Here is a 20,239-nt window from a genome sequence, read left to right on the forward strand (position 1 = left end):
GTGCCCGCGAAGGCTGCAAAGCAGCCCCATTATCGAGCAGCAGCATCACAGCTTGGCAATAGACACTTCAGTCGACTTTACGAAGGCAATCACTTCGCTGCCCACCTGCAGCTCCAGCTCACGCACGGAACGGGTGGTAATCACCGAAGTGACGATACCCGAAGCCGTCTGCACGTCGATTTCCGACAGTACCGGGCCTTCGAGGATTTCTTTCACAGTACCTTTGAACTGGTTGCGAACATTGATGGCTTTGATAGTCATGGTTTGCTTCCTTTTGGCTTTTGGGATTCAGTGCGCCCAGCGCAGTTGCGTGGGCAGAGGGGCTACAGGATCCGGCTCGGGCGCAGTGCCCGGGGTGGACAGAACACGGTTGAGCACTTCGCTTTCCAGCGCGGCCAGACGGTGCGAACCACGCGCCCGGGGCCGTGCCAGGTCAACAGTGAGGTCGAGCCCGACCTCGCCGTCCTCAATCAGGATCACCCGGTCAGCCACGGCAACCGCCTCGCTGACGTCGTGGGTGACCAGCAGCACAGTGAAGCCGTGCTGACGCCACAGGCGTTCGATCAGTTGCTGCATCTCGATGCGGGTCAATGCATCCAGCGCCCCCAGTGGCTCGTCCAGCAGCAGCAGACGGGGCTGGTGAATCAAGGCTCGGGCCAAAGCCACGCGCTGCTTCTGGCCTCCCGAGAGCGCTGCCGGCCATTCGTTGGCGCGGTCGGCCAGGCCAACCGCATCCAAGGCCTCCAGCGCACGCTGTCGCCAGTCACCAGACAGCCCAAGGCCAACGTTGTCGATCACCTTCTTCCACGGCAGCAGCCGCGCGTCCTGGAACATCAGGCGGGTTTCTTCACGGGCCTCTTCCAGCGGCGCGGCACCAGCCAGTAGTTGCCCGGCGGTGGGCTGGTCCAGCCCGGCCAGCAGCCGCAGCAAAGTGCTCTTGCCGCAGCCGCTGCGGCCGACAATGGCCACGAACTGGCCGGCCGGAATGTGCAGGTCGATACCCTTCAGAACTTCGCGTTGACCAAAAGTCTTGCGCAGGCCCTTGGAGGCCAGCGGGGTGCCACGCAGCATGCGTGGCGGCTGTTCCTTGAACACGCTCATGCGCCCTCCTTCCTGGCAACTTGATAGGCCGGGTGCCAGCGCAGCCAGGCACGCTCCAGGCCTCGGGCCGCAAGGTCGGCAAGCTTGCCGAGCACGGCGTACAGGACGATGGCCAGCACTACCACGTCGGTTTGAAGAAATTCGCGAGCATTCATTGCCAGGTAACCGATGCCAGCGTTGGCCGAAATGGTTTCGGCAACAATCAGCGTCAGCCACATGAAGCCCAAGGCGAAACGCACGCCCACCAGGATCGAAGGCAGCGCCCCCGGCAGGATCACCTGGCGGAACAGGCCGAAGCCGGACAAGCCGTAACTGCGCGCCATTTCCACCAACGCTGGGTCAACGTTGCGAATGCCGTGGTAGGTGTTCAGGTAGATCGGGAACAACGTGCCCAGCGCGACCAGAAAGATCTTTGCCGACTCGTCGATACCGAACCACAGAATCACCAGCGGTATGAGCGCAAGGTGCGGCACGTTGCGGATCATCTGTACCGAGCTGTCGAGCAGGCGTTCACCCCAATTCGACAAGCCGGTGATGAAGCCCAGTACCAGGCCGATGCTGCCGCCGATGACAAAGCCCAGGCCTGCACGCCAACCGCTGACGGCCAGGTGGGTCCAGATTTCGCCGCTGCGCACCAGCTCGACGCCAGCGCTTACCACTGCGCTAGGTGCCGGCAGGATACGCGTCGACAGCCAGCCAGCGCTGACGGCCAACTGCCATATTGCCAACAGCAGCACCGGCAGCGCCCACGGCGCCAGGCGCTGGGTCAGGTTGGAGGAAGTTGCACGACTCATGGCCAGGCCCTCAGCTCTGCGACACAGATTTGGGCAGGATGTCGTTTGCCACCATCTCGCCGAACGGGCTTACGTAGCCGCCGGCCTGCGGTTGCTCAGGGCGTTGCACATCGAGGTGCGGGAACAGCAGTTCAGCCACGCGATAAGACTCTTCCAGGTGTGGATAACCCGAGAAGATGAATGTATCGATCCCCAAGTCGGCATATTCCTTCACCCGCGCCGCCACCGTCGGACCATCGCCCACCAGTGCGGTGCCAGCCCCGCCACGTACCAGACCAACGCCAGCCCACAGGTTGGGGCTGACCTCCAGGTTGTCGCGCTTGCCGCCGTGCAGGGCAGCCATGCGTTGCTGGCCCACCGAGTCGAAGCGCGCCAGCGAAGCCTGGGCACGAGAGATGGTGTCATCGTCCAGGTGCGAGATCAGGCGGTCGGCGGCGGCCCAAGCCGCTTCGTTGGTTTCGCGCACGATCACATGCAGGCGAATACCGAAGCGGACTTCGCGCCCCTGAGCCGCTGCTTTTTCGCGCACCTGAGCAATCTTCTCGGCAACGGCTGCCGGTGGCTCGCCCCAGGTCAGGTACAGCTCGACCTGTTCGGCCGCCAATTCCTGAGCGGCCTCGGACGAGCCGCCGAAATACAGCGGTGGGCGTGGTTGCTGAATCGGCGGGTAGAGCAGCTTGGCGCCCTTTACCTGGATGTGCTTACCGTCGTAATCGACGTTTTCGCCTTCCAGCACCTTGCGCCAGATACGGGTGAACTCGACCGAAGCTTCGTAGCGCGCCTGGTGGTTCAGGTGCAGGCCGTCACCCGCCAGCTCGTCCGGGTCACCACCGGTCACCAGGTTGAATAGCGCACGGCCATTGGACAAGCGATCAAGGGTGGCTGCCTGGCGTGCTGCCACGGTCGGCGAAATGATGCCCGGGCGCAGGGCTACCAGAAACTTCAGGCGCTGGGTCACGGGGATCAGCGACGCGGCCACCAGCCAGGAGTCCTCGCAGGAGCGCCCGGTCGGGATCAGCACCCCACCAAAACCAAGGCGATCGGCGGCCCGCGCGATCTGCTGCAGGTAACCGTGGTCGACCGCACGTGCGCCTTCGGAAGTGCCCAGGTACTTGCCGTCACCGTGGGTTGGGAGGAACCAGAAAATGTTAAGGCTCATTGGAGTCGTCTCCTCAAGGGTGGCTCTAGCCGGAGCGACGCCCCGGCACAGGCAGTCAATCAAGGCGCGCTAGCGACCTTGGCCGGGGGTGTCCAGATCACGTCCTTGATGCTCAGCGGCTTGGGTATCAGCTTGAGCGCCTGGAAGGTGTCAGCGATCCTCTGTTGCGCGGCCACCACCTCTGGGGTCAGCGGCGCAGCGCCGTAGCCTTGGCGTTTGACTGAGGTGAGGGTGATGTCGGCAGGCAGGCCGAGCAGCGGGGCAACCTGGTCGGTCACCTCCTGCGGGTTGGCCTGGGACCATTCACCCACAGCGCGCACTTCCTCGATCACGGTGTTGATCACCGCTGGATGCTGTGTCGCATAGTTGCGGGTGGCGAGGTAGAACTGGTGGTTGTCGACCAGGCCCTTGCCGTCACGCAGGGTGCGCGCTTGCAGCTGCTGCTCGGCGGCGGCCTGGTACGGGTCCCAGATCACCCAGGCATCCACGCTGCCGCGCTCGAAGGCGGCGCGGGCGTCGGCAGGAGGAAGGTAGACAGGCTGGATGTCGCTGTACTTGAGGCCGGCGTCTTCCAGGGCGCGGACCAGCAGGTAGTGCACGTTGGAGCCTTTGTTGAGGACGACCTTTTTGCCCTTGAGATCCTTCACCGACTGGATCGACGAGCCCTTGGGCAGCAGGATTGCTTCGCTGTGCGGCGCTGGCGGCTCGTAGGCGACATAGAGCAGGTCGGCGCCAGCGGCCTGAGCGAACACAGGCGGGGTCTCACCGGTTACGCCGAAATCGATGGAGCCGACGTTCAGCCCTTCAAGCAACTGCGGGCCGCCGGGAAATTCGGTCCATTGCACCTGTACTCCCTGCTCGGCCAGGCGCTTCTCCAGCGTGCCCTTGGCCTTGAGCAGCACCAAGGTGCCGTATTTCTGGTAACCGATACGCAGGCTCTCGGCCTGGGCTTGGGTAATGGCGCCGAAGGACACAGCCGCCGCGAACAGGGCGACCAGACCACGACGCAAGAAGACTGTGCGCATGGCGCTCTCCTGTGCGAATGGGTTCGGGTTGCACCTGCTTGCCTCGTTAACGGGCGAGTAAGGTGGTGAAGCGGGTAATGCCGTTAGATGCTCCAGCGAGCGCTGATCAGACGTTCATTCAGTACGCCGGGCGCCACGGGGTTCGGCCGACGGGCCAAGGCCGCGTGGAAGGTTTCCAGCGAGTCCTGCAGGCGCTCTTCCAGCGCCTGTGCCAACTGGGCGGGCTTTGTACTTTCTGCGTAAGCCACCTGGCTATCGTCGGCAAAGATCCCTTGCAGGGTCTCTTGTGCCTTGAGTGCCGACAGCACCGGCTTCAATGCGTAATCCACCGCCAGCATGTGGGCGATGCTGCCGCCAGTGGCGATTGGCAACACGATCTTGTGGGTCAGTGCGCGTTCGGGCAGCAGGTCGAGCAATGTCTTCAGCGCACCGGCAAACGATGCTTTGTAGACAGGGGTAGAAACGATCAGGCCATCCGCCTGGGCCACCAACTGCTGGAAGTGTTGCACTTGGGGGCTATCGAAACGGGCATGCAACAGGTCTTCGGCGGGGAAGTCACGCACCTGGAAGGTCACCACTTCAACGCCACGGTCCTGCAGCCACTGGCGCGAACGCTCGAGCAGCACGCCGGAGCGTGAACGGAGACTTGGGCTACCACCGATTGAGACGACCAGCATTGCTGCGCTTCCTTGTGTTCTGTTGGAGGTAACATTAACAGCCGCTTCATATATCTAGAAATCATATTTATTCATTTGTTTATTCCATTATTGTCTTTATCCACGAGGGCTTATTCGCGGGCGCGCCCGCTCCCACAGGTTTTTTACAAGCATAAAAAAGGGCCGTCGAAACGGCCCGAAAATCCCTGCTTGGCTAAGAGCAATGCAACGAGGAATCCATTAACGATTGGGCTGAGGGGTCAGGCGCAGATAGGGTTTGACCGCCCGGTAACCTTTGGGGAAGCGCTGCTTGATCTCCTCCTCATCTTTGAGCGAAGGCACGATCACCACGTCATCGCCATCCTGCCAGTTACCAGGTGTGGCGACCTTGTGGTTGTCGGTCAGCTGCAGCGAGTCGATCACCCGCAGAATTTCGTTGAAGTTGCGCCCGGTACTGGCCGGATAGGTGATGGTCAGGCGCACCTTCTTGTTCGGATCGATGATGAACAGCGAGCGCACGGTCAGGGTGTCGCTGGCGTTCGGGTGGATCAGGTCGTACAGGTCGGACACTTTGCGGTCGGCGTCGGCGATGATCGGGAAGTTGACCACGGTATTCTGTGTTTCGTTGATGTCATCAATCCACTTGTGATGCGAGTCGACCGGGTCCACCGACAGGGCGATGGCCTTGACCCCGCGCTTGGCAAATTCGTCCTTGAGCTTGGCGGTCAGGCCCAACTCGGTGGTGCACACCGGGGTGAAGTCTGCCGGGTGGGAGAACAACACCCCCCAGCTGTTGCCCAGCCACTCGTGGAAGCGGATCTTGCCTTCGCTGGAATCCTGTTCGAAATCGGGGGCGATATCGCCGAGTTTGAGGCTCATGGGCTGCGGCTCCTGGGCTGGGTTCTGTACCTTAGGGATTCAATGTGCCTGCAATCGACCAAGAACCAAAGGAATAAATAACAATTTATTTATAACCAAAATTCATAAAAATCTGCAGACATAAAAAAGCCTCGCATCAGGCGAGGCTTCTTGTTCAGCTACGGCTTACAGGAAGTTGTAAGTGTAGTTGAAGATCAGGCGGGTCTGGTCCTGGTCAGCCAGCGAGCTGGTGCCGGTGCCACGGTAGACGCCGTGACGTAGGCTGGCGCCCAGGCCCTTGAAGGTGCCGTCCTGGATAACGTAGTCGACACGGGCGTCACGTTCCCATTCGCTGAAGTGGCCGTTGCCATTGGCATTCTTGCCATCTTCACCTTTCAGGTAGGAAACCGACGCTTTCAGGCCCGGCACGCCCAGGCGAGCGAAGTCGTAGGCGTACTGACCGAAGGTGGTGTTTTCACCGGCCTTGGCGAACTGGTTGATCATGCTGTCGGTGAACAGGTAGAAGCTGGAGCCACCGGCGCCTTCGTTACGACCGTTGCCGTCAACCACGCCGCCCTGGTTCAGCCAGACGAAACCACCGTCGTCACTAATTTGCTGATGGCCCAACAGCAGCGAGTGACCACCCAAGGTGTACGTGAACATTGCGGACCAGGTCTTGTTGTCGACCTCGCCATTGGTTTTGGCGTAACCCTTGTTGTTATCGAAGTTGTAACCACCGCCGCTACCGTTCTTGCCGTCGCTGCTGCTGTCGAAGTAACGCAGGTCGGTTTTGAACGACTGATCGTCAGCGATTTTGAATACGTGAGTCGCGCCCAGGAAATGCTGCTTGTAGAAGTCTTCCAGGTTCGAATAGTAGTACTGCAGCGTCAGGTCTGGCGTGAGCTTGTAGTCCAAGCCACCGTAGCGGAACTTGTTGCTGTCAGCAGACGCGCCGGAAACAGACAGACCGGTACGGTTGCTCGAAGCACGGCCCATGGCGTGGGTCAGCTGACCAGCGTTGATGGTCAGATTGTCGATTTCCTTCGACTGGATGGTGCCACCCTCGAAGGTTTGAGGCAGCACACGGCCGTCGTTGGCGACCAGGATCGGCAGGTTAGGCGCCAGCGCACTACCGTAGTGCACTTCGGTTTTGGAGAAGCGCGCTTTTGCGTTAGCGCCGAAACGAGCCCACTGGTTTACAGAAGAACCATTGCTGTCGTCTGGCATGAAGCCGCTTTTGTGGTAGCCACGGCCACCATCCAGGTGGATACCCCACAATGCCTGGGCATCAACACCAAAGCCAACAGTCCCCTCGGTGAAACCCGAAATATAGTCAAGTTTGAAACCTTGGCCAGTTTCGCGCTGATCCGGACGAACAGTACCGTGGGCTTCACGGTTGTTGTTGTCGTAGTACATGGTGCGCGAGCTGAGCGACAGCTTGCTGTCCTCAACGAAACCGGCAGCGCCTGCTTGTTGGGCGAGAACCCCCAGTGCCACGGCCAGAGCCAGGCTGGATTTGTACATGTTTTGCTCCTCTACGTTCTAATTTTTGTGTATCTCTGGCGGAGGGGTCTGATGCCCCGCTCACCGGGATGGGCGATTTAGTCCCAAAGCGTGACCATTAAGTCAATCGTTTCTAAACGTTTCGCGACTTTGGTCTAAGACGCCACCTGCGCTACAGGATAATGACAATCCTATAAAACCAAAATGACCGTTTTATGAATTTGTAAGATTTTTAAGGAATATGTTAGAAATTTTTACTTCCGGTCACTATAGAATCGCAATGAATAATAGCTTTTAGCTATAAGCAAACGTTTGCTTATATCCTAATGAGTTTCGTTCTTGATTAGCGCGGGAGTGGCTGACCTACGGAGGCGATCCCCTGTAGGCCAGCGGCATTGCGACGTGGAATGCGGGATGGGTTGACCGCGACGCACGACAGCCCTGCAGCATGAACCTGCATGTGCAGCCTTGTGCTGTGAATGGGCCGCAGAGCGGCCCCGTCGGTCTAGCGGACCAAATGCAGGTACTGCATGTGCCGCTCGTACTGGTCGAGGATGTCGTTGATGATCTGCTCTTTGCTATAGCCCACCAGGTCATAGTTCTGGCTGCCTTCGCTCAGGTGCACCTCCGCCCGGTAATAGCGACGGTTCTTCAACTCCTGCGTACCCAGCCCCCCCAAGGCGAATGATGGCGTGAAATAGCCACGCATCTGCACCTGATAAATGAACGGCTGTTCCTCGCCATGGCCAATCTTCAGGCTGACGTTGTCATGGCTAGGGTCGTCCTGGGTGATCAGTACCAGGCCTTTCTGCTCGAACACTTCACGCACATCGGCAATCGCAGGGCGCACCACATCATCCATGAAGCGGTACACCTCATCACGCGACGGGAAGTGCACCGCCTGGCTCAGGCGATGGCGCCAGCCGCCACGCCCCCGGCGTGACTGGGCGAACGGGGCCAGCGAGTGCATCTGCGCGATTTGCCGTTGCGACTCCAGGTAGAACGCCTTGTGCAGCCCCCACATCATGCACAGCAGAATCAGCGAGAACGGCAGCGAAGTCAGTACCACTGCCGACTTCAGCGAATCGATGCTGCCAGCGAACAACAGCGCACTGGTGATCAGCGCAGTCATCGCCCCCCAGAAGATACGCAGCCAGTTCGGCCCATCCTCATCAGCTCCCCCACCCTTGGCCGACAAGGTCGACAGCACCACGGTACCCGAGTCGGCCGAGGTGACGAAGAATACGAAGCTGATGAACACCGTGGTGGCGATTACCGCCTTGCTCCAGGGGTAGGTTTCCAGCAGCAGGTACAGGCTCATCGACGGGTTATCCAACGCCGATTGGCCCAGCGCGGTCATGCCGTGGTTGATCACCTGGTCCAGGGCGCTGTTGCCGAAGATAGACATCCACGCCAGGGTGAAGCCCAGCGGGATCAGCAACACGCCAAAGACGAACTCGCGAATGGTGCGGCCCCGGGAAATGCGGGCGATGAACAGGCCCACGAACGGCGCCCAGGCAATCCACCAGGCCCAGTAGAACACGGTCCAGCCGCCCAGCCAGCCACGGTTTTCACCATAGGCATACACGTCGAAGCTTTTGCGCGGCAACGCCCCCAGGTAGTCGCCCAGGTTCTGGATCAGCGTGTTGAACAGGTGCTGGGTAGGCCCGGCAAACAGCACGAACAGCAGCAGCGCACAGGCCAGGAACAGGTTGATATCGCTCATCACCCGCACGCCCTTCTCCACCCCGGCCACGGCGACGGCCACAGCCGCGCCCATCATCAGGGTGATGAGGATCACCTGCACCCACTGGCTGTGGCTGATGCCGAACAGGTAGTCCAGACCGGCGTTCAGATGCAGCACCCCAAAGCCCATGTCGGCACCCAGGCCGAACACCGTGGCGATGATGCCGAAGCCGTCCACCGCATAGCCGATCGGGCCGTTGATGCGCTTGCCAATCAACGGGTACAGCGCCGAACGCAGGGCCAGTGGCAGGTTGTGCCGGTAGGCGAAATAGGCCAATGCCATGCCGACGAAGGCGAACACGCCCCAGCCATGCAGGCCCCAGTGCAGGAACAGGATCTGCATCGCCTGGCGCCCGGCCTCGACCGTGCCTGCTTCGCCTTGGGGCGGTTGCAGCATGTGGGTGAGCGGTTCGGAGACACAGAAGAAGAACAGCGTGATGCTGATGCCGGCGGCGAACAGCATGCCGGCCCACGACAGGTAGCTGAACTCGGGTTCGTCGTGGTCGGCACCGAGTTTGATCTTGCCGTAGCCAGACAAGGCGGTGACCACCACGAAGACCAGGTACAGCGTCATCGCCAGCATGTAATACCAGCCGACCGTGTTGGCCGCCCAGTTCTGCGCCGCCAGCAACCAGTCACCTGCGGCTTGCGGATTGGAGATGACTACCAGGCCAAAGATGAGGATGAAACTTGCCGCAAAGTAGAACACCGGGGGGTTCATGCGGATCTTGCCATTGGCAAGGGAAGGGTTCGGTGCACTCATCGGGCGTGCACCTCGTCGAATGACGTGAGGTTCGGAATGAACGGGTTCAGCAAAGGAATCCTCCTGTTGAACACCGGCAGCGGACCAGCGTTTTTCATTGAACAAGCGTTCAAGTTAAACATGGATCGGATTTCAATGCGAATTGGTGCGCTGATTGGGTCGTCCTGTTCCGGTCTCTTCGCGGGGTAAACCCGCATCTACATTTGGTACGTTCCGTGTAGGCGCGGGCTTGCCCGCGAAGAGGCCGGCACAGGCAATTTCAATGCGGGATCAGTTCTTGTCCTGGCAATCCAGCTGCAGGTTGGCCTGAGTAATGTTGCTTTCAGCCGGCACACTGCGAGTCAGCCACACATTACCGCCAATGGTCGAACCCTTGCCGATGGTGATACGCCCCAGCACCGTGGCCCCTGCATAGATCACCACATCGTCCTCGACGATCGGGTGACGCGGCAGGCCTTTGTGCAGAGTCCCCGACTCATCGCTGGGGAAACGCTTGGCACCCAGAGTCACCGCCTGGTAGATGCGCACGCGCTCGCCGATGATCGCGGTTTCACCAATGACCACACCGGTGCCGTGATCAATGAAGAAGCTCGGGCCGATCTGCGCCCCCGGGTGGATGTCGATGCCGGTGGCCGAATGCGCCAGCTCTGAACTGATCCGCGCCAGCAGCGGCAGTCCTGCCTGATACAGGTGGTGCGCCAGCCGGTGGTGGATGATCGCCAGGATGCCCGGGTAGCACAGCAGCACTTCATCGACGCTGCGCGCAGCCGGGTCGCCGTGGTAGGCGGCCAGCACATCGGTGTCGAGCAGTACGCGCAGTTCCGGCAGCGCAGCGGCAAAGCCCTGGATCAGGCTCAGCGCACGGGCGTCGACGCCAGCCAGCTCAGCCTTGCTCTGTCGTGCCGCATAGCGAAGTTCAAGACGAGCCTGGGCCAGCAAGGCGGTCAGCGCGGCATCCAGGGTATGGCCGACGTAGAAGTCTTCACTTTCTTCGCGCAGGTCGACTGGTCCCAGCCGCATGGGGAACAGCGCGCCGCAAAGTTGTTCCAGAATCTGTCGCATCGCTTCGCGCGATGGCAGCTCGCGCCCGCCCTGCTCACCGATGCTGCGGCCATTACGGGTGCGCCATTGCTCACGGGCGCCGCGCAGGCCAGTGACAATGCTCTGCAACTGCCAATGCGCGGATGAAGGTTGTTCGCTCACGGGGTTCTCCTGCCATATAGGCCATCTGATTTTGTTGCCAGGCCCGCGAAAAGGCCGAACCTGCCTGCTGCAATCCACTTTACGGCAAATCCGAGGCTTGGAAAAAACAACGCTTTATTCCATCCTGCACTAAGTCAGGCATAAGCCGCGATGACGGAGTGGGTATCGTCGCCTACCCTCAAAGCAGCCAGCACCTGGCGCAAATCAAAAAAGGAATATTAAAGTTATTTTTTAGTATTTCCCGGCCTAATCAGCCAACCCTATAGTCGCCACCTCACTACCTAGACAACAAGCGCGGGGCTCTGAAATGTCGAAATTCGCCAAACCGCTACTCAACGCCAGCCTGGCCCTCCTGCTGGGTGCCGGCCTGCTCAGCCAGGCGTTCGCCGGCGAGCAATTGAAGACCATCCAGGAAAAAGGCGTCATCAACGTCGGCCTCGAGGGCACCTACCCACCATTCAGCTTCCAGGACGAAAACGGCAAACTGACCGGCTTCGAAGTGGAACTGTCCGAGCTGCTGGCCAAGGAGCTGGGGGTCAAGGCCAAGATCCAGCCGACCAAGTGGGACGGCATCCTCGCCGCGCTGGAATCCAAGCGCCTGGATGTAGTGGTCAATCAGGTGACCATTTCTGAAGAACGCAAGAAAAAGTACGACTTCTCAGAGCCCTACACTATCTCCGGCATCCAGGCACTGATCCTGAAGAAGAAAGCCGAGCAGTTGAACATCAAGGGCGCGCAGGATCTGGCCGGCAAAAAGGTCGGCGTAGGCCTTGGTACCAACTACGAGCAGTGGGTGAAAAAGGACGTACCGCAAGCCGATGTGCGCACCTATGAAGACGACCCAAGCAAGTTCGCCGACCTGCGCAACGGCCGTATCGACGCCATTCTGATCGACCGCCTGGCCGCGCTGGAGTACGCGCAAAAAGCCAAGGACACCGAACTTGCCGGCGATGCCTTCTCGCGCCTGGAAAGCGGCGTGGCCATGCGCAAGGGTGAGCCGGAACTGTTGGCAGCCATCAACAAGGCCATCGACAAGCTCAAAGCTGATGGCACGCTGGCCAAGCTGTCCGAGAAGTACTTCGGTGCCGATGTCACCAAATGATCGCTGAAAGCCTGCAACTCGTTATCGACTCCGCCCCCTTCCTGCTGAAGGGCGCGGGTTATACGGTGCTGCTCAGTGTCGGCGGCATGTTCTTCGGTCTGGTGCTGGGCTTTGCCCTGGCGCTGATGCGGCTGTCGAAGATTCTGCCGCTGAACTGGCTGGCGCGGGTCTACGTGTCGTTCTTCCGCGGCACGCCGCTGCTGGTGCAGCTGTTCGTCATCTATTTCGGCATGCCGCAAATCGGCATCGAGCTCGACCCGATCCCCGCTTCGCTGATCGGCCTGTCGCTGAACATGGCGGCCTACATCTGCGAGATCCTGCGCGCAGCGATTTCCTCGATCGACCGCGGCCAGTGGGAAGCAGCCGCCAGCATCGGCATGACTCGCGTGCAGGCCATGCGCCGGGCGATCCTGCCGCAGGCCTTGCGCACCGCGTTACCACCGCTGGGCAACAGCTTCATCTCGCTGGTAAAGGACACCGCCCTGGCGGCCACCATCCAGGTGCCCGAGCTGTTCCGCCAAGCCCAGCTGATTACCGCGCGCACGTTCGAAGTGTTCACCATGTACGTGGCGGTCGCGGTCATCTACTGGGTGCTGTGCAGCATCCTTGCGCACTTCCAGAACCGCATGGAAGCGCGGGTCAACCAGCATGACCAGGAGCATTGAGCATGATTGAAGTGAAAGGCCTGACCAAGCGGTTCAAGGGCCAGACCGTGCTCAACGGTATCGACCTGACCGTGCAGCCCGGTGAAGTCGTGGCCATCATCGGCCCCAGTGGCTCGGGCAAAACCACCTTCCTGCGCTGCCTGAACCTGCTGGAAACCCCCGATGCCGGGCAGATCCAGATCGGCGCCATCAGCATCGATGCCAACCGCCCTTTGGGCGGGCAGCAGAGTGCGATTCGCCGTTTGCGCCAGCAGGCCGGGTTCGTGTTCCAGAACTTCAACCTGTTCCCCCACCGCACCGCCCTGGAGAACGTGATCGAGGGGCCGGTGGTCGTCAAGAAAACGCCTCGCGAGCAGGCCATCGAGCTTGGCCGGCGCCTGCTGGCCAAAGTCGGCCTGGCGGGCAAGGAAGACGCCTACCCACGGCGCCTGTCCGGCGGCCAACAGCAACGGGTGGCCATCGCCCGTGCCCTGGCCATGGAACCGGAGGTAATCCTGTTCGACGAGCCGACCTCCGCGCTGGACCCGGAGCTGGTCGGTGAAGTATTGGCGACCATCCGCGGCCTGGCCGAAGAAAAGCGCACCATGATCATCGTCACCCACGAGATGAGCTTTGCCCGGGACGTGGCGAACCGGGTGATCTTCTTCGACAAGGGCGTGATCGTGGAACAGGGCGAGGCCAAGGCGCTGTTCGCGGCGCCGAAGGAAGAACGTACCCGGCAGTTCTTGCGCAAGTTCCTCGGGACTGCGGCCTCCGAGTAAACCTGTTCCGGCCCTTTCGCGGGTAAACCCGCTCCTACAGTGAATGCACAGATCTTGAGGCATCTGTAGGAGCGGGTTTACCCGCGAAGAGGCCGGCACGCCCGTAACAAATCCCTCCGTCTATACATATTCCAAAGAGTTAGTTCATAAAATTTTTATAAGCCATTAGGGTATATACACCGGACCACCGGACCAGCACACATCTGTCGCGATCAGCTGTAGCGACATAACTATTTTGTGAGGTCAGGAATGGTCAGGATCACAATCACCCCAGTGCGTAACGCCAGGGCATTGAGTGCAGCCAAGGAGCGGTACTGATGCCCAGTCAAGCCAATACCCAATTCCATAGCGATCTGGACAGCTCTCCCCCGCTGCTGCCGGCCAAGGTACTGCGCAACGACGCCGAAGCCCTGCAAGCCGCCCGCGAACTGGCCGATGTCGCCCGTGAGCAAGCGGCCCGGCGCGACCAGCAACGCAAACTGCCCTGGGCCGAAATCGAACTGTTTACCCGCAGCGGTCTGGGCAGCATCAGCGTACCCAAGGCCTACGGTGGCCCCGACGTGTCGTTCGCAACCGTCGCCGAAGTGTTCCGCCTGATCAGCGCCGCCGACCCCGCCCTGGGGCAGATCCCGCAGAACCAGTTCGGCATGCTGCAACTGCTGCGCCTGACGGCCAGCGAGGCGCAGCAAGCGCGGATCTTCCGCAGCGTGCTCGACGGCTGGCGCATCGGCAATGCCGGGCCTGAGCGCGGCACCAGGGATACCCTCACCCTCAAGGCCCGAATCACGCGCGCCGGCGACAGCTACCGCATAAGTGGCGAGAAGTTCTACTCCACCGGTGCCTTGTTCGCCCATTGGGTGACGGTAAAGGCCCTCGACGACGAAGGCCGTCAGCGCTTGGCATTCGTGCGCCGGGGCAGCCCGGGGTTGCGCATTGTCGATGACTGGTCCGGGTTCGGCCAGCGCACCACCGCCAGCGGTACCGTGCTGCTGGACCAGGTGCCGGTGGACGCGGAACTGGTGATCGACAACTGGCGCCAGCGCGATATCCCCAACATTCAGGGCGCCGCTTCGCAGCTGATCCAGGCGGCGATCGACGCCGGCATCGCCGAAGCGGCTATCGATGATGCGATCACGTTCGTGCGCGAAAAGTCCCGCCCGTGGATTGAAGCCAACGTCGACCGTGCCAGTGACGACCCTTATGTAATTGCCGACATCGGCCGCCTGAAACTCGAGCTGCACGCCGCCGAAGCGCTGCTGCGCAAAGCTGCTCGGGTACTCGACGAAGTCAATGCTGCGCCTATCGACGCAGCCAGCGCGGCACGGGCCTCGATTGCAGTGGCCGAGGCCAAGGTGCTGACCACCGAAATTGCCCTGCAGGCCAGCGAGAAGCTGTTCGAGCTGGCCGGCAGCCGCGCCACCCTTGCCGAGTTCAACCTCGACCGCCACTGGCGAAATGCCCGGGTGCACACCCTGCACGACCCGGTGCGCTGGAAGTACCACGCGGTCGGCGCTTACCACCTTAACGGCACCCTGCCTGCACGGCATTCCTGGATCTGATTTGCTGCCTTTGGGGCTGCTGCGCAGCCCTTCGCGGGCTTGCCCGCTCCCACAGGATTGCCACCGCCTGAACTGGCATCACTACACCTGTGGGAGCGGGCAAGCCCGCGAAGGGCCGCAAAGTGGCCCCCGGAGAACCCCATGACAATCGCTATCATCACTAGCGACGCCCAAGCTCTGGCCGTCGCCGAAGACATCGCCCAGCAACTGCGCCGCGACAGCGCCTTGCGCGACCGCGAGCGCCGCTTGCCGCTCGCCGAACTCGAGCTGTTCACCCGCTCCGGCCTGTGGGCCATCAGCGTGCCCAAAGCCTTCGGCGGTGCCGGCGTGTCCAACGTCACCCTGGTCAAGGTCATCGCCCGTATCGCGCAGGCCGACGGTTCGCTCGGGCAGATTCCGCAGAATCATTTCTACGGTCTGGAAGTGCTGCGGATAAACGGCAGCCCCGAACAGAAGCAGCGCCTGTACGCCGAGGTACTGGCCGGCCGCCGTTTCGGCAATGCCCTGGCCGAGCTGGGCACCAAGACCGCCCACGAGCGCACCACCCGCCTGAGCCGTGACGGCGACGGTTTCCGCATCAACGGGCGCAAGTTCTATTCCACAGGCGCCATCTATGCCCAGCGCATTCCAACCTCGGTCGTGGATGAACAAGGCATACAACAGTTGGCCTTCGTCCCGGCCGACAGCCAGGGCCTGCAGGTGATCGACGACTGGAGCGGCTTCGGCCAGCGCACCACCGGCAGCGGTTCGGTGGTGTTCGACAACGTGTACGTCAGCGCAGCCGACGTGGTGCCGTTCCAGAGCGCCTTCGAGCGCCCCACCCCGGTCGGCCCGCTGGCGCAGATCCTCCATGCCGCCATCGATACTGGCATTGCCCGCGCCGCCTATGAAGATGCCCTGCACTTCGTGCGCACCCGCAGCCGTCCGTGGGTCGACTCCGGCCTGGACAACGCCACGGATGACCCGCTGACGCTGAAAAGCTTCGGCCATCTGGCGATCCGCTTGCATGCGGCCGAAGCCCTGCTGGAGCGCGCCGGCGAATACCTCGACCGCGCCCGCGACGACAGCACTGCCGACAACGTGGCCGCCGCCTCCATTGCCGTGGCCGAAGCACGTGCCATCAGCACCGAAATTTCCCTCGCAGCCGGTACCACCCTGTTCGAACTGGGCGGCAGCCAGGCAACATTGGCCGAACACAACCTCGACCGCCACTGGCGCAACGCTCGCGTGCACACCCTGCACGACCCGGTGCGCTGGAAGTACCACGCCATCGGCAACTACTACCTCAACGATGCCAACCCGCCGCGCCGGGGGACCATCTGATGGCCAAGCAGATTCTGCTCAATGCCTTCAACATGAACTGCATCGGGCACATCAACCACGGTCTGTGGACCCACCCACGGGACACTTCAACCCAGTACAAGACCCTGGACTACTGGACCAACCTGGCACGCCTGCTGGAGCGCGGTCTGTTCGACGGGCTTTTCATTGCCGACATCGTCGGTACCTACGACATCTATGGCCAGTCACTGGACGTCACCCTCAAGGAGTCGATCCAGTTGCCGGTCAACGACCCGCTGCTGCTGGTCTCCGCCATGGCTGCGGTCACTCGTCACCTGGGTTTTGGCCTTACCGCCAACCTCACCTACGAGGCGCCGTACCTGTTCGCCCGACGACTTTCCACACTCGACCACCTGAGCAATGGCCGGGTGGGCTGGAACATCGTCACCGGCTACCTCGACAGCGCCGCCCGGGCCATGGGGCTGGCGCAGCAACCGGCGCATGATCGCCGCTACGACCAGGCCGATGAATACCTGCAGGTGTTGTACAAGCTGCTGGAAGGCAGCTGGGCCGATGACGCAGTGGTCGCCGACCGCCAGCATCGCGTCTATGCCACGCCCGACAAGGTGCGCAAGGTTCAGCACCAGGGCGAGTTCTACAAGGTCGAAGGCTACCACCTGTGCGAGCCCTCACCGCAGCGCACCCCGGTGCTGTTCCAGGCCGGCAGCTCGCCGCGTGGCCTGGCCTTCGCCGGCAACCATGCCGAATGCGTGTTCATCAGTGGCCAGGACAAGGCAGCCACCCGCGCCCAGGTCGACAAGGTTCGCGCGGCCGCCCAGGCCGCCGGCCGCGACCCGCAGGCGATCAAGGTGTTCATGGGCATCACGGTGGTCGTTGCGGCCACCGAGCAGCAGGCCCAGGCCAAACACGCCGAGTACCTGCGTCACGCCAGCGCCGAAGCGGGGGTAGCGCACTTCGCCGCGTCCACGGGCATCGACTTCGCCGCCTATGAGCTGGACGAGCCCATTGCCTTCAACCAGGGCAACGCCATCCAGTCAGCCACGCGCCAGTTGCAAGACAGCGCCTGGACCCGCCGGCGCCTGTTGCAGCAGCACGCCCTGGGCGGCCGCTACGTAACCCTGGTCGGCGCGCCTGAACAGGTGGCCAAGCAGTTGATCGCGTGGATCGATGAAACCGGCCTGGACGGTTTCAACCTGACCCGCACCGTCACCCCGGAGAGCTTCGAGGACTTCATCGAGCTGGTCATCCCGCAACTTCAGCAGCGTGGCCGCTACAAGACGGCCTACACCGAAGGCACCCTGCGCGAAAAACTGTTCCATACCGACCACCCGCACTTACCCGCCGACCACCCTGGCTCGGCTTACCGCTTTATCCCTGCCTCGACTGGAGCGCTGCACCATGCTTGAGAAACTGTTCCGGCCCGTCGCGGCCATTGCCATCTCCCTCGGCCTGTGCGCCGGTGCCCTTGCTGCCGAGCCGTTGAAGATCGGCACCACCTCGGCCTTTGCCATTCCGCTGGAAGCCGCGGTGGAAGAAGCCCACAAGCGAGGCCTGGAAGTGAAGCTGGTCGAGTTCAGCGACTGGATTGCGCCCAATGTCAGCCTCAACAGCGGCGACATCGACGTGAACTACTTCCAGCACATCCCGTTCCTGGAAAACGCCAAGGCTGCTGCAGGCTTCAACCTCGTGCCTTACGCCCCGGGCATCATCAACAACGTTGGCCTGTACTCGAAAAAGTACAAAAGCTTTGCCGAGCTGCCCGAAGGCGCCAGCGTGGCCATCGCCAACGACCCGATCAACAGCGGCCGTGGTCTGCTGCTGCTGGCCAAGGCCGGGTTGATCACCCTGAAGCCAGGCGTTGGCTACAAGGCCACCGAGGACGACATCGTCGCCAACCCGAAAAGGCTGAAGATCCTTCAGGTCGAAGCGGTGCAACTGGTACGTGCCTACGACGACGCCGACCTGGTGCAGGGTTACCCGGCCTACATCCGCTTGGCCAACACTTTCGATGCCACCTCGGCATTGCTGTTCGACGGGCTGGAAAACAAGGAATACGTGATCCAGTTCGTCATTCGCCCGCAAAGCAAGGACGACCCACGCCTGGCCAAGTTCGTCGACATCTACCAGCATTCGCCAGTGGTGCGCGCTGCGTTGAACAAAGCTCACGGCAAGCTCTACCAAGCCGGCTGGGAAGGCTGACATGAGCCAGGCCAGCGCGCTCAGAGCGCCCACACCCCAAGCACTGCCGCCATTGGCCAGGGAACAGGCCCTGCGCCCCGAGATCAATGAAGCCCACGTGCGCTTCATCGGCCTGGGCAAGACCTACCCGGGCCAGGCGCAACCGGCCTTGCAAGGCATCGACTTGAACATCCGCCATGGCGAGATCTTCGGCATCATCGGCCGCAGCGGCGCCGGTAAGTCATCACTGCTGCGCACCATCAATCGCCTGGAGCAACCCAGCCAGGGCCGCGTATTGATCGACCAGGTGGATATCGCGCCTTTCGATGAGGACCAGCTTGTGGCCCTGCGCCGGCGCATCGGCATGATCTTCCAGCACTTCAACCTGATGTCGGCCAAGACCGTGTGGCAGAACGTCGAATTGCCGTTGAAAGTCGCCGGCGTGGCAAAAGCCGAACGCCAGCACAAGGTGCGCGAGTTGCTGGAACTGGTCGGCCTGCAGGAAAAACATCACGTGTACCCGGCGCAACTGTCCGGCGGGCAGAAACAGCGCGTGGGCATTGCCCGGGCACTGGTGCACACCCCCGAGATCCTGCTGTGCGACGAGGCCACCTCGGCGCTGGACCCGGAAACCACCGCCTCGATCCTGGAGCTGCTGCGCGATATCAACCAGCGCCTGGGCCTGACCATCGTGCTGATCACCCACGAAATGGCAGTGATTCGCGACATCTGCCACCGGGTTGTGGTGCTGGAACGCGGCGCAGTGGTCGAGCAGGGCGAGGTCTGGCGGGTGTTTGGTTCACCTCGTCACGAGGTTACTCGCACCCTGCTCGCCCCTTTGCAGGCCAAGCTACCCGCCGCACTGCAAGCCAGCCTCCAGACCCGCCCGGCGAGCGGCAACAGCGCCGTAGTGCTGAAACTGACGGTGCTTGGCGAGCCAGAGCTGTCTGCCCTGTTCAACGACCTGGGCGGGCGTGTGCGTCTGCTGCAGGGCGGCGTGGAAACCATCGGCGAACATGCCTTGGGGCAACTCATCCTCTCGGTGCAACACTCGCCGTACGACACCCATCAATTGCTGGAACGTGCCCGCCGTTGGGCCGAAAACGTGGAGGTATTGGGCCATGTGGTTTGATCGCCTGCTGGAAGGCTTGCTCGATACGCTGCTGATGGTTGGGGTTTCGTCACTGATCGCCCTGCTGGTGGGTGTACCCATGGCGGTACTGCTGGTCACCAGCGACAAGGGTGGGATCTTCGAGGCGCGGCTGCTGAACCGGGTGCTGGGCGCCTTCGTCAACCTGTTCCGCTCGATTCCGTTTCTGATCCTGATGGTTGCGCTGATTCCGTTCACCCGCTTGGTGGTGGGTACCACTTATGGTGTGTGGGCGGCAGTGGTGCCGCTGACCATCGCCGCCACACCGTTCTTTGCGCGGATTGCCGAGGTGAGCCTGCGTGAAGTCGACCATGGCCTGGTGGAAGCCGCACAGGCCATGGGCTGCCGGCGCTGGCACATCGTCTGGCATGTACTGTTGCCCGAGGCGCTGCCGGGGATCGTCGGGGGCTTCACCATTACCTTGGTGACCTTGATCAACTCGTCGGCGATGGCCGGGGCGATTGGTGCCGGCGGGCTTGGGGATATCGCCTATCGGTATGGCTACCAGCGTTTCGACAGCCAGATCATGCTGACCGTGATCGCCATGCTGGTAGCGTTAGTGGCGTTGATCCAGCTGGGCGGGGACCGCCTGGCGAAGGGTTTGAACAAGCGATGCGCATGACTTGGGGAATTTGTTGGGGCGTAAATCCAGCGCCGCCCGCGCGGCGCATCGCGAGCTGCGCTCGCTCCTACGCTTGTTTCGGGCCAGTTATG

Annotated in this window: 19 protein-coding genes; 9 read left to right on the forward strand and 10 right to left on the reverse strand. The window is 61.7% G+C overall.

From position 1 onward, the window contains the following. Nucleotides 1-45 precede the first annotated feature (45 nt). The 10 genes from ACF8EA_RS19860 to epsC form a co-directional block, all read right to left on the reverse strand. Complete coding sequence (locus tag ACF8EA_RS19860) at nt 46-261, reverse strand: molybdopterin-binding protein (protein WP_003255829.1); 216 nt, start codon at nt 259-261, stop codon at nt 46-48. A gap of 27 nt (nt 262-288) precedes the next feature. Continuing rightward, nucleotides 289-1,101 (reverse strand): aliphatic sulfonates ABC transporter ATP-binding protein, encoded by an 813-nt coding sequence (gene ssuB / locus ACF8EA_RS19865; RefSeq protein ID WP_392523034.1) that lies wholly within the window; start codon nt 1,099-1,101, stop codon nt 289-291. After that, nucleotides 1,098-1,895 carry an aliphatic sulfonate ABC transporter permease SsuC gene (ssuC, locus tag ACF8EA_RS19870; RefSeq protein WP_392523036.1) on the reverse strand — a complete coding sequence of 266 codons (798 nt, stop codon included), beginning with the start codon at nt 1,893-1,895 and terminating at the stop codon, nt 1,098-1,100. The genes ssuB and ssuC overlap by 4 nt, the downstream gene beginning before the upstream one ends. Nucleotides 1,896-1,905: 10 nt before the next feature. Further along, nucleotides 1,906-3,054 (reverse strand): FMNH2-dependent alkanesulfonate monooxygenase, encoded by a 1,149-nt coding sequence (gene ssuD, locus ACF8EA_RS19875; RefSeq protein ID WP_392523037.1) that lies wholly within the window; start codon nt 3,052-3,054, stop codon nt 1,906-1,908. Between the two features lie 59 nt (nt 3,055-3,113). Then, entirely contained in the window at nt 3,114-4,079 is a 966-nt protein-coding gene (locus ACF8EA_RS19880) for a sulfonate ABC transporter substrate-binding protein (protein WP_084850418.1), read from the reverse strand. Between the two features lie 83 nt (nt 4,080-4,162). Next, nucleotides 4,163-4,756, reverse strand: a complete 594-nt coding sequence (ssuE, locus tag ACF8EA_RS19885) for an NADPH-dependent FMN reductase (protein ID WP_392523040.1) — start codon at nt 4,754-4,756, stop codon at nt 4,163-4,165. Between the two features lie 219 nt (nt 4,757-4,975). Next, nucleotides 4,976-5,614 (reverse strand): peroxiredoxin, encoded by a 639-nt coding sequence (locus tag ACF8EA_RS19890; protein WP_275966499.1) that lies wholly within the window; start codon nt 5,612-5,614, stop codon nt 4,976-4,978. A gap of 165 nt (nt 5,615-5,779) precedes the next feature. Continuing rightward, complete coding sequence (locus tag ACF8EA_RS19895; RefSeq protein ID WP_104960592.1) at nt 5,780-7,117, reverse strand: OprD family porin; 1,338 nt, start codon at nt 7,115-7,117, stop codon at nt 5,780-5,782. A 484-nt stretch (nt 7,118-7,601) separates the two neighbouring features. Then, nucleotides 7,602-9,563, reverse strand: a complete 1,962-nt coding sequence (gene betT, locus ACF8EA_RS19900; RefSeq protein ID WP_172402802.1) for a choline transporter BetT — start codon at nt 9,561-9,563, stop codon at nt 7,602-7,604. Between the two features lie 312 nt (nt 9,564-9,875). Then, on the reverse strand, nt 9,876-10,808 hold the full coding sequence (epsC, locus tag ACF8EA_RS19905; RefSeq protein WP_021782585.1) for a serine O-acetyltransferase EpsC: 933 nt from the start codon (nt 10,806-10,808) through the stop codon (nt 9,876-9,878). Nucleotides 10,809-11,115: 307 nt separating this feature from the next. On the opposite strand from epsC, the gene tcyJ reads away from it, so the two are divergent. The 9 genes from tcyJ to ACF8EA_RS19950 all read left to right on the forward strand — a co-directional run bounded on the left by tcyJ (nt 11,116) and on the right by ACF8EA_RS19950 (nt 20,147). Continuing rightward, entirely contained in the window at nt 11,116-11,910 is a 795-nt protein-coding gene (gene tcyJ / locus ACF8EA_RS19910; RefSeq protein ID WP_176685263.1) for a cystine ABC transporter substrate-binding protein, read from the forward strand. After that, nucleotides 11,907-12,575 (forward strand): cystine ABC transporter permease, encoded by a 669-nt coding sequence (tcyL, locus tag ACF8EA_RS19915; RefSeq protein WP_176685264.1) that lies wholly within the window; start codon nt 11,907-11,909, stop codon nt 12,573-12,575. The genes tcyJ and tcyL overlap by 4 nt, the downstream gene beginning before the upstream one ends. Nucleotides 12,576-12,577: 2 nt before the next feature. Further along, nucleotides 12,578-13,336 carry an L-cystine ABC transporter ATP-binding protein TcyN gene (tcyN, locus tag ACF8EA_RS19920; protein ID WP_021782583.1) on the forward strand — a complete coding sequence of 253 codons (759 nt, stop codon included), beginning with the start codon at nt 12,578-12,580 and terminating at the stop codon, nt 13,334-13,336. A 317-nt stretch (nt 13,337-13,653) separates the two neighbouring features. Then, nucleotides 13,654-14,895 carry an SfnB family sulfur acquisition oxidoreductase gene (locus tag ACF8EA_RS19925; protein WP_392523042.1) on the forward strand — a complete coding sequence of 414 codons (1,242 nt, stop codon included), beginning with the start codon at nt 13,654-13,656 and terminating at the stop codon, nt 14,893-14,895. 141 nt (nt 14,896-15,036) lie between these two features. Continuing rightward, nucleotides 15,037-16,218 carry an SfnB family sulfur acquisition oxidoreductase gene (locus tag ACF8EA_RS19930; protein WP_021782581.1) on the forward strand — a complete coding sequence of 394 codons (1,182 nt, stop codon included), beginning with the start codon at nt 15,037-15,039 and terminating at the stop codon, nt 16,216-16,218. After that, on the forward strand, nt 16,218-17,603 hold the full coding sequence (locus ACF8EA_RS19935) for an LLM class flavin-dependent oxidoreductase (protein ID WP_392523043.1): 1,386 nt from the start codon (nt 16,218-16,220) through the stop codon (nt 17,601-17,603). The genes ACF8EA_RS19930 and ACF8EA_RS19935 overlap by 1 nt, the downstream gene beginning before the upstream one ends. Beyond that, nucleotides 17,596-18,396, forward strand: a complete 801-nt coding sequence (locus ACF8EA_RS19940; protein ID WP_103443297.1) for a MetQ/NlpA family ABC transporter substrate-binding protein — start codon at nt 17,596-17,598, stop codon at nt 18,394-18,396. Before ACF8EA_RS19935 ends, ACF8EA_RS19940 begins: the two co-directional genes overlap by 8 nt. A gap of 1 nt (nt 18,397) precedes the next feature. Further along, on the forward strand, nt 18,398-19,507 hold the full coding sequence (locus tag ACF8EA_RS19945; protein ID WP_392523045.1) for a methionine ABC transporter ATP-binding protein: 1,110 nt from the start codon (nt 18,398-18,400) through the stop codon (nt 19,505-19,507). Next, nucleotides 19,497-20,147: a methionine ABC transporter permease gene (locus ACF8EA_RS19950; protein ID WP_392523046.1), complete on the forward strand. Its 651-nt coding sequence runs from the start codon at nt 19,497-19,499 to the stop codon at nt 20,145-20,147. Before ACF8EA_RS19945 ends, ACF8EA_RS19950 begins: the two co-directional genes overlap by 11 nt. Nucleotides 20,148-20,239: the final 92 nt, after the last annotated feature.

The organism is Pseudomonas sp. YQ_5, assembly GCF_043103305.1.
Classification (GTDB): domain Bacteria; phylum Pseudomonadota; class Gammaproteobacteria; order Pseudomonadales; family Pseudomonadaceae; genus Aquipseudomonas; species Aquipseudomonas putida_Y.

What these genes read in the sequence shown, in the direction of transcription:
- ACF8EA_RS19860 (WP_003255829.1), bottom strand. Translation starts at nt 261, where the DNA reads ATGACTATCAAAGCCATCAATGTTCGCAACCAGTTCAAAGGTACTGTG.
- ssuB (WP_392523034.1), bottom strand. Translation starts at nt 1,101, where the DNA reads ATGAGCGTGTTCAAGGAACAGCCGCCACGCATGCTGCGTGGCACCCCG.
- ssuC (WP_392523036.1), bottom strand. Translation starts at nt 1,895, where the DNA reads ATGAGTCGTGCAACTTCCTCCAACCTGACCCAGCGCCTGGCGCCGTGG.
- ssuD (WP_392523037.1), bottom strand. Translation starts at nt 3,054, where the DNA reads ATGAGCCTTAACATTTTCTGGTTCCTCCCAACCCACGGTGACGGCAAG.
- ACF8EA_RS19880 (WP_084850418.1), bottom strand. Translation starts at nt 4,079, where the DNA reads ATGCGCACAGTCTTCTTGCGTCGTGGTCTGGTCGCCCTGTTCGCGGCG.
- ssuE (WP_392523040.1), bottom strand. Translation starts at nt 4,756, where the DNA reads ATGCTGGTCGTCTCAATCGGTGGTAGCCCAAGTCTCCGTTCACGCTCC.
- ACF8EA_RS19890 (WP_275966499.1), bottom strand. Translation starts at nt 5,614, where the DNA reads ATGAGCCTCAAACTCGGCGATATCGCCCCCGATTTCGAACAGGATTCC.
- ACF8EA_RS19895 (WP_104960592.1), bottom strand. Translation starts at nt 7,117, where the DNA reads ATGTACAAATCCAGCCTGGCTCTGGCCGTGGCACTGGGGGTTCTCGCC.
- betT (WP_172402802.1), bottom strand. Translation starts at nt 9,563, where the DNA reads ATGAACCCCCCGGTGTTCTACTTTGCGGCAAGTTTCATCCTCATCTTT.
- tcyJ (WP_176685263.1), top strand. Translation starts at nt 11,116, where the DNA reads ATGTCGAAATTCGCCAAACCGCTACTCAACGCCAGCCTGGCCCTCCTG.
- tcyL (WP_176685264.1), top strand. Translation starts at nt 11,907, where the DNA reads ATGATCGCTGAAAGCCTGCAACTCGTTATCGACTCCGCCCCCTTCCTG.
- tcyN (WP_021782583.1), top strand. Translation starts at nt 12,578, where the DNA reads ATGATTGAAGTGAAAGGCCTGACCAAGCGGTTCAAGGGCCAGACCGTG.
- ACF8EA_RS19925 (WP_392523042.1), top strand. Translation starts at nt 13,654, where the DNA reads ATGCCCAGTCAAGCCAATACCCAATTCCATAGCGATCTGGACAGCTCT.
- ACF8EA_RS19930 (WP_021782581.1), top strand. Translation starts at nt 15,037, where the DNA reads ATGACAATCGCTATCATCACTAGCGACGCCCAAGCTCTGGCCGTCGCC.
- ACF8EA_RS19935 (WP_392523043.1), top strand. Translation starts at nt 16,218, where the DNA reads ATGGCCAAGCAGATTCTGCTCAATGCCTTCAACATGAACTGCATCGGG.
- ACF8EA_RS19940 (WP_103443297.1), top strand. Translation starts at nt 17,596, where the DNA reads ATGCTTGAGAAACTGTTCCGGCCCGTCGCGGCCATTGCCATCTCCCTC.
- ACF8EA_RS19945 (WP_392523045.1), top strand. Translation starts at nt 18,398, where the DNA reads ATGAGCCAGGCCAGCGCGCTCAGAGCGCCCACACCCCAAGCACTGCCG.
- ACF8EA_RS19950 (WP_392523046.1), top strand. Translation starts at nt 19,497, where the DNA reads ATGTGGTTTGATCGCCTGCTGGAAGGCTTGCTCGATACGCTGCTGATG.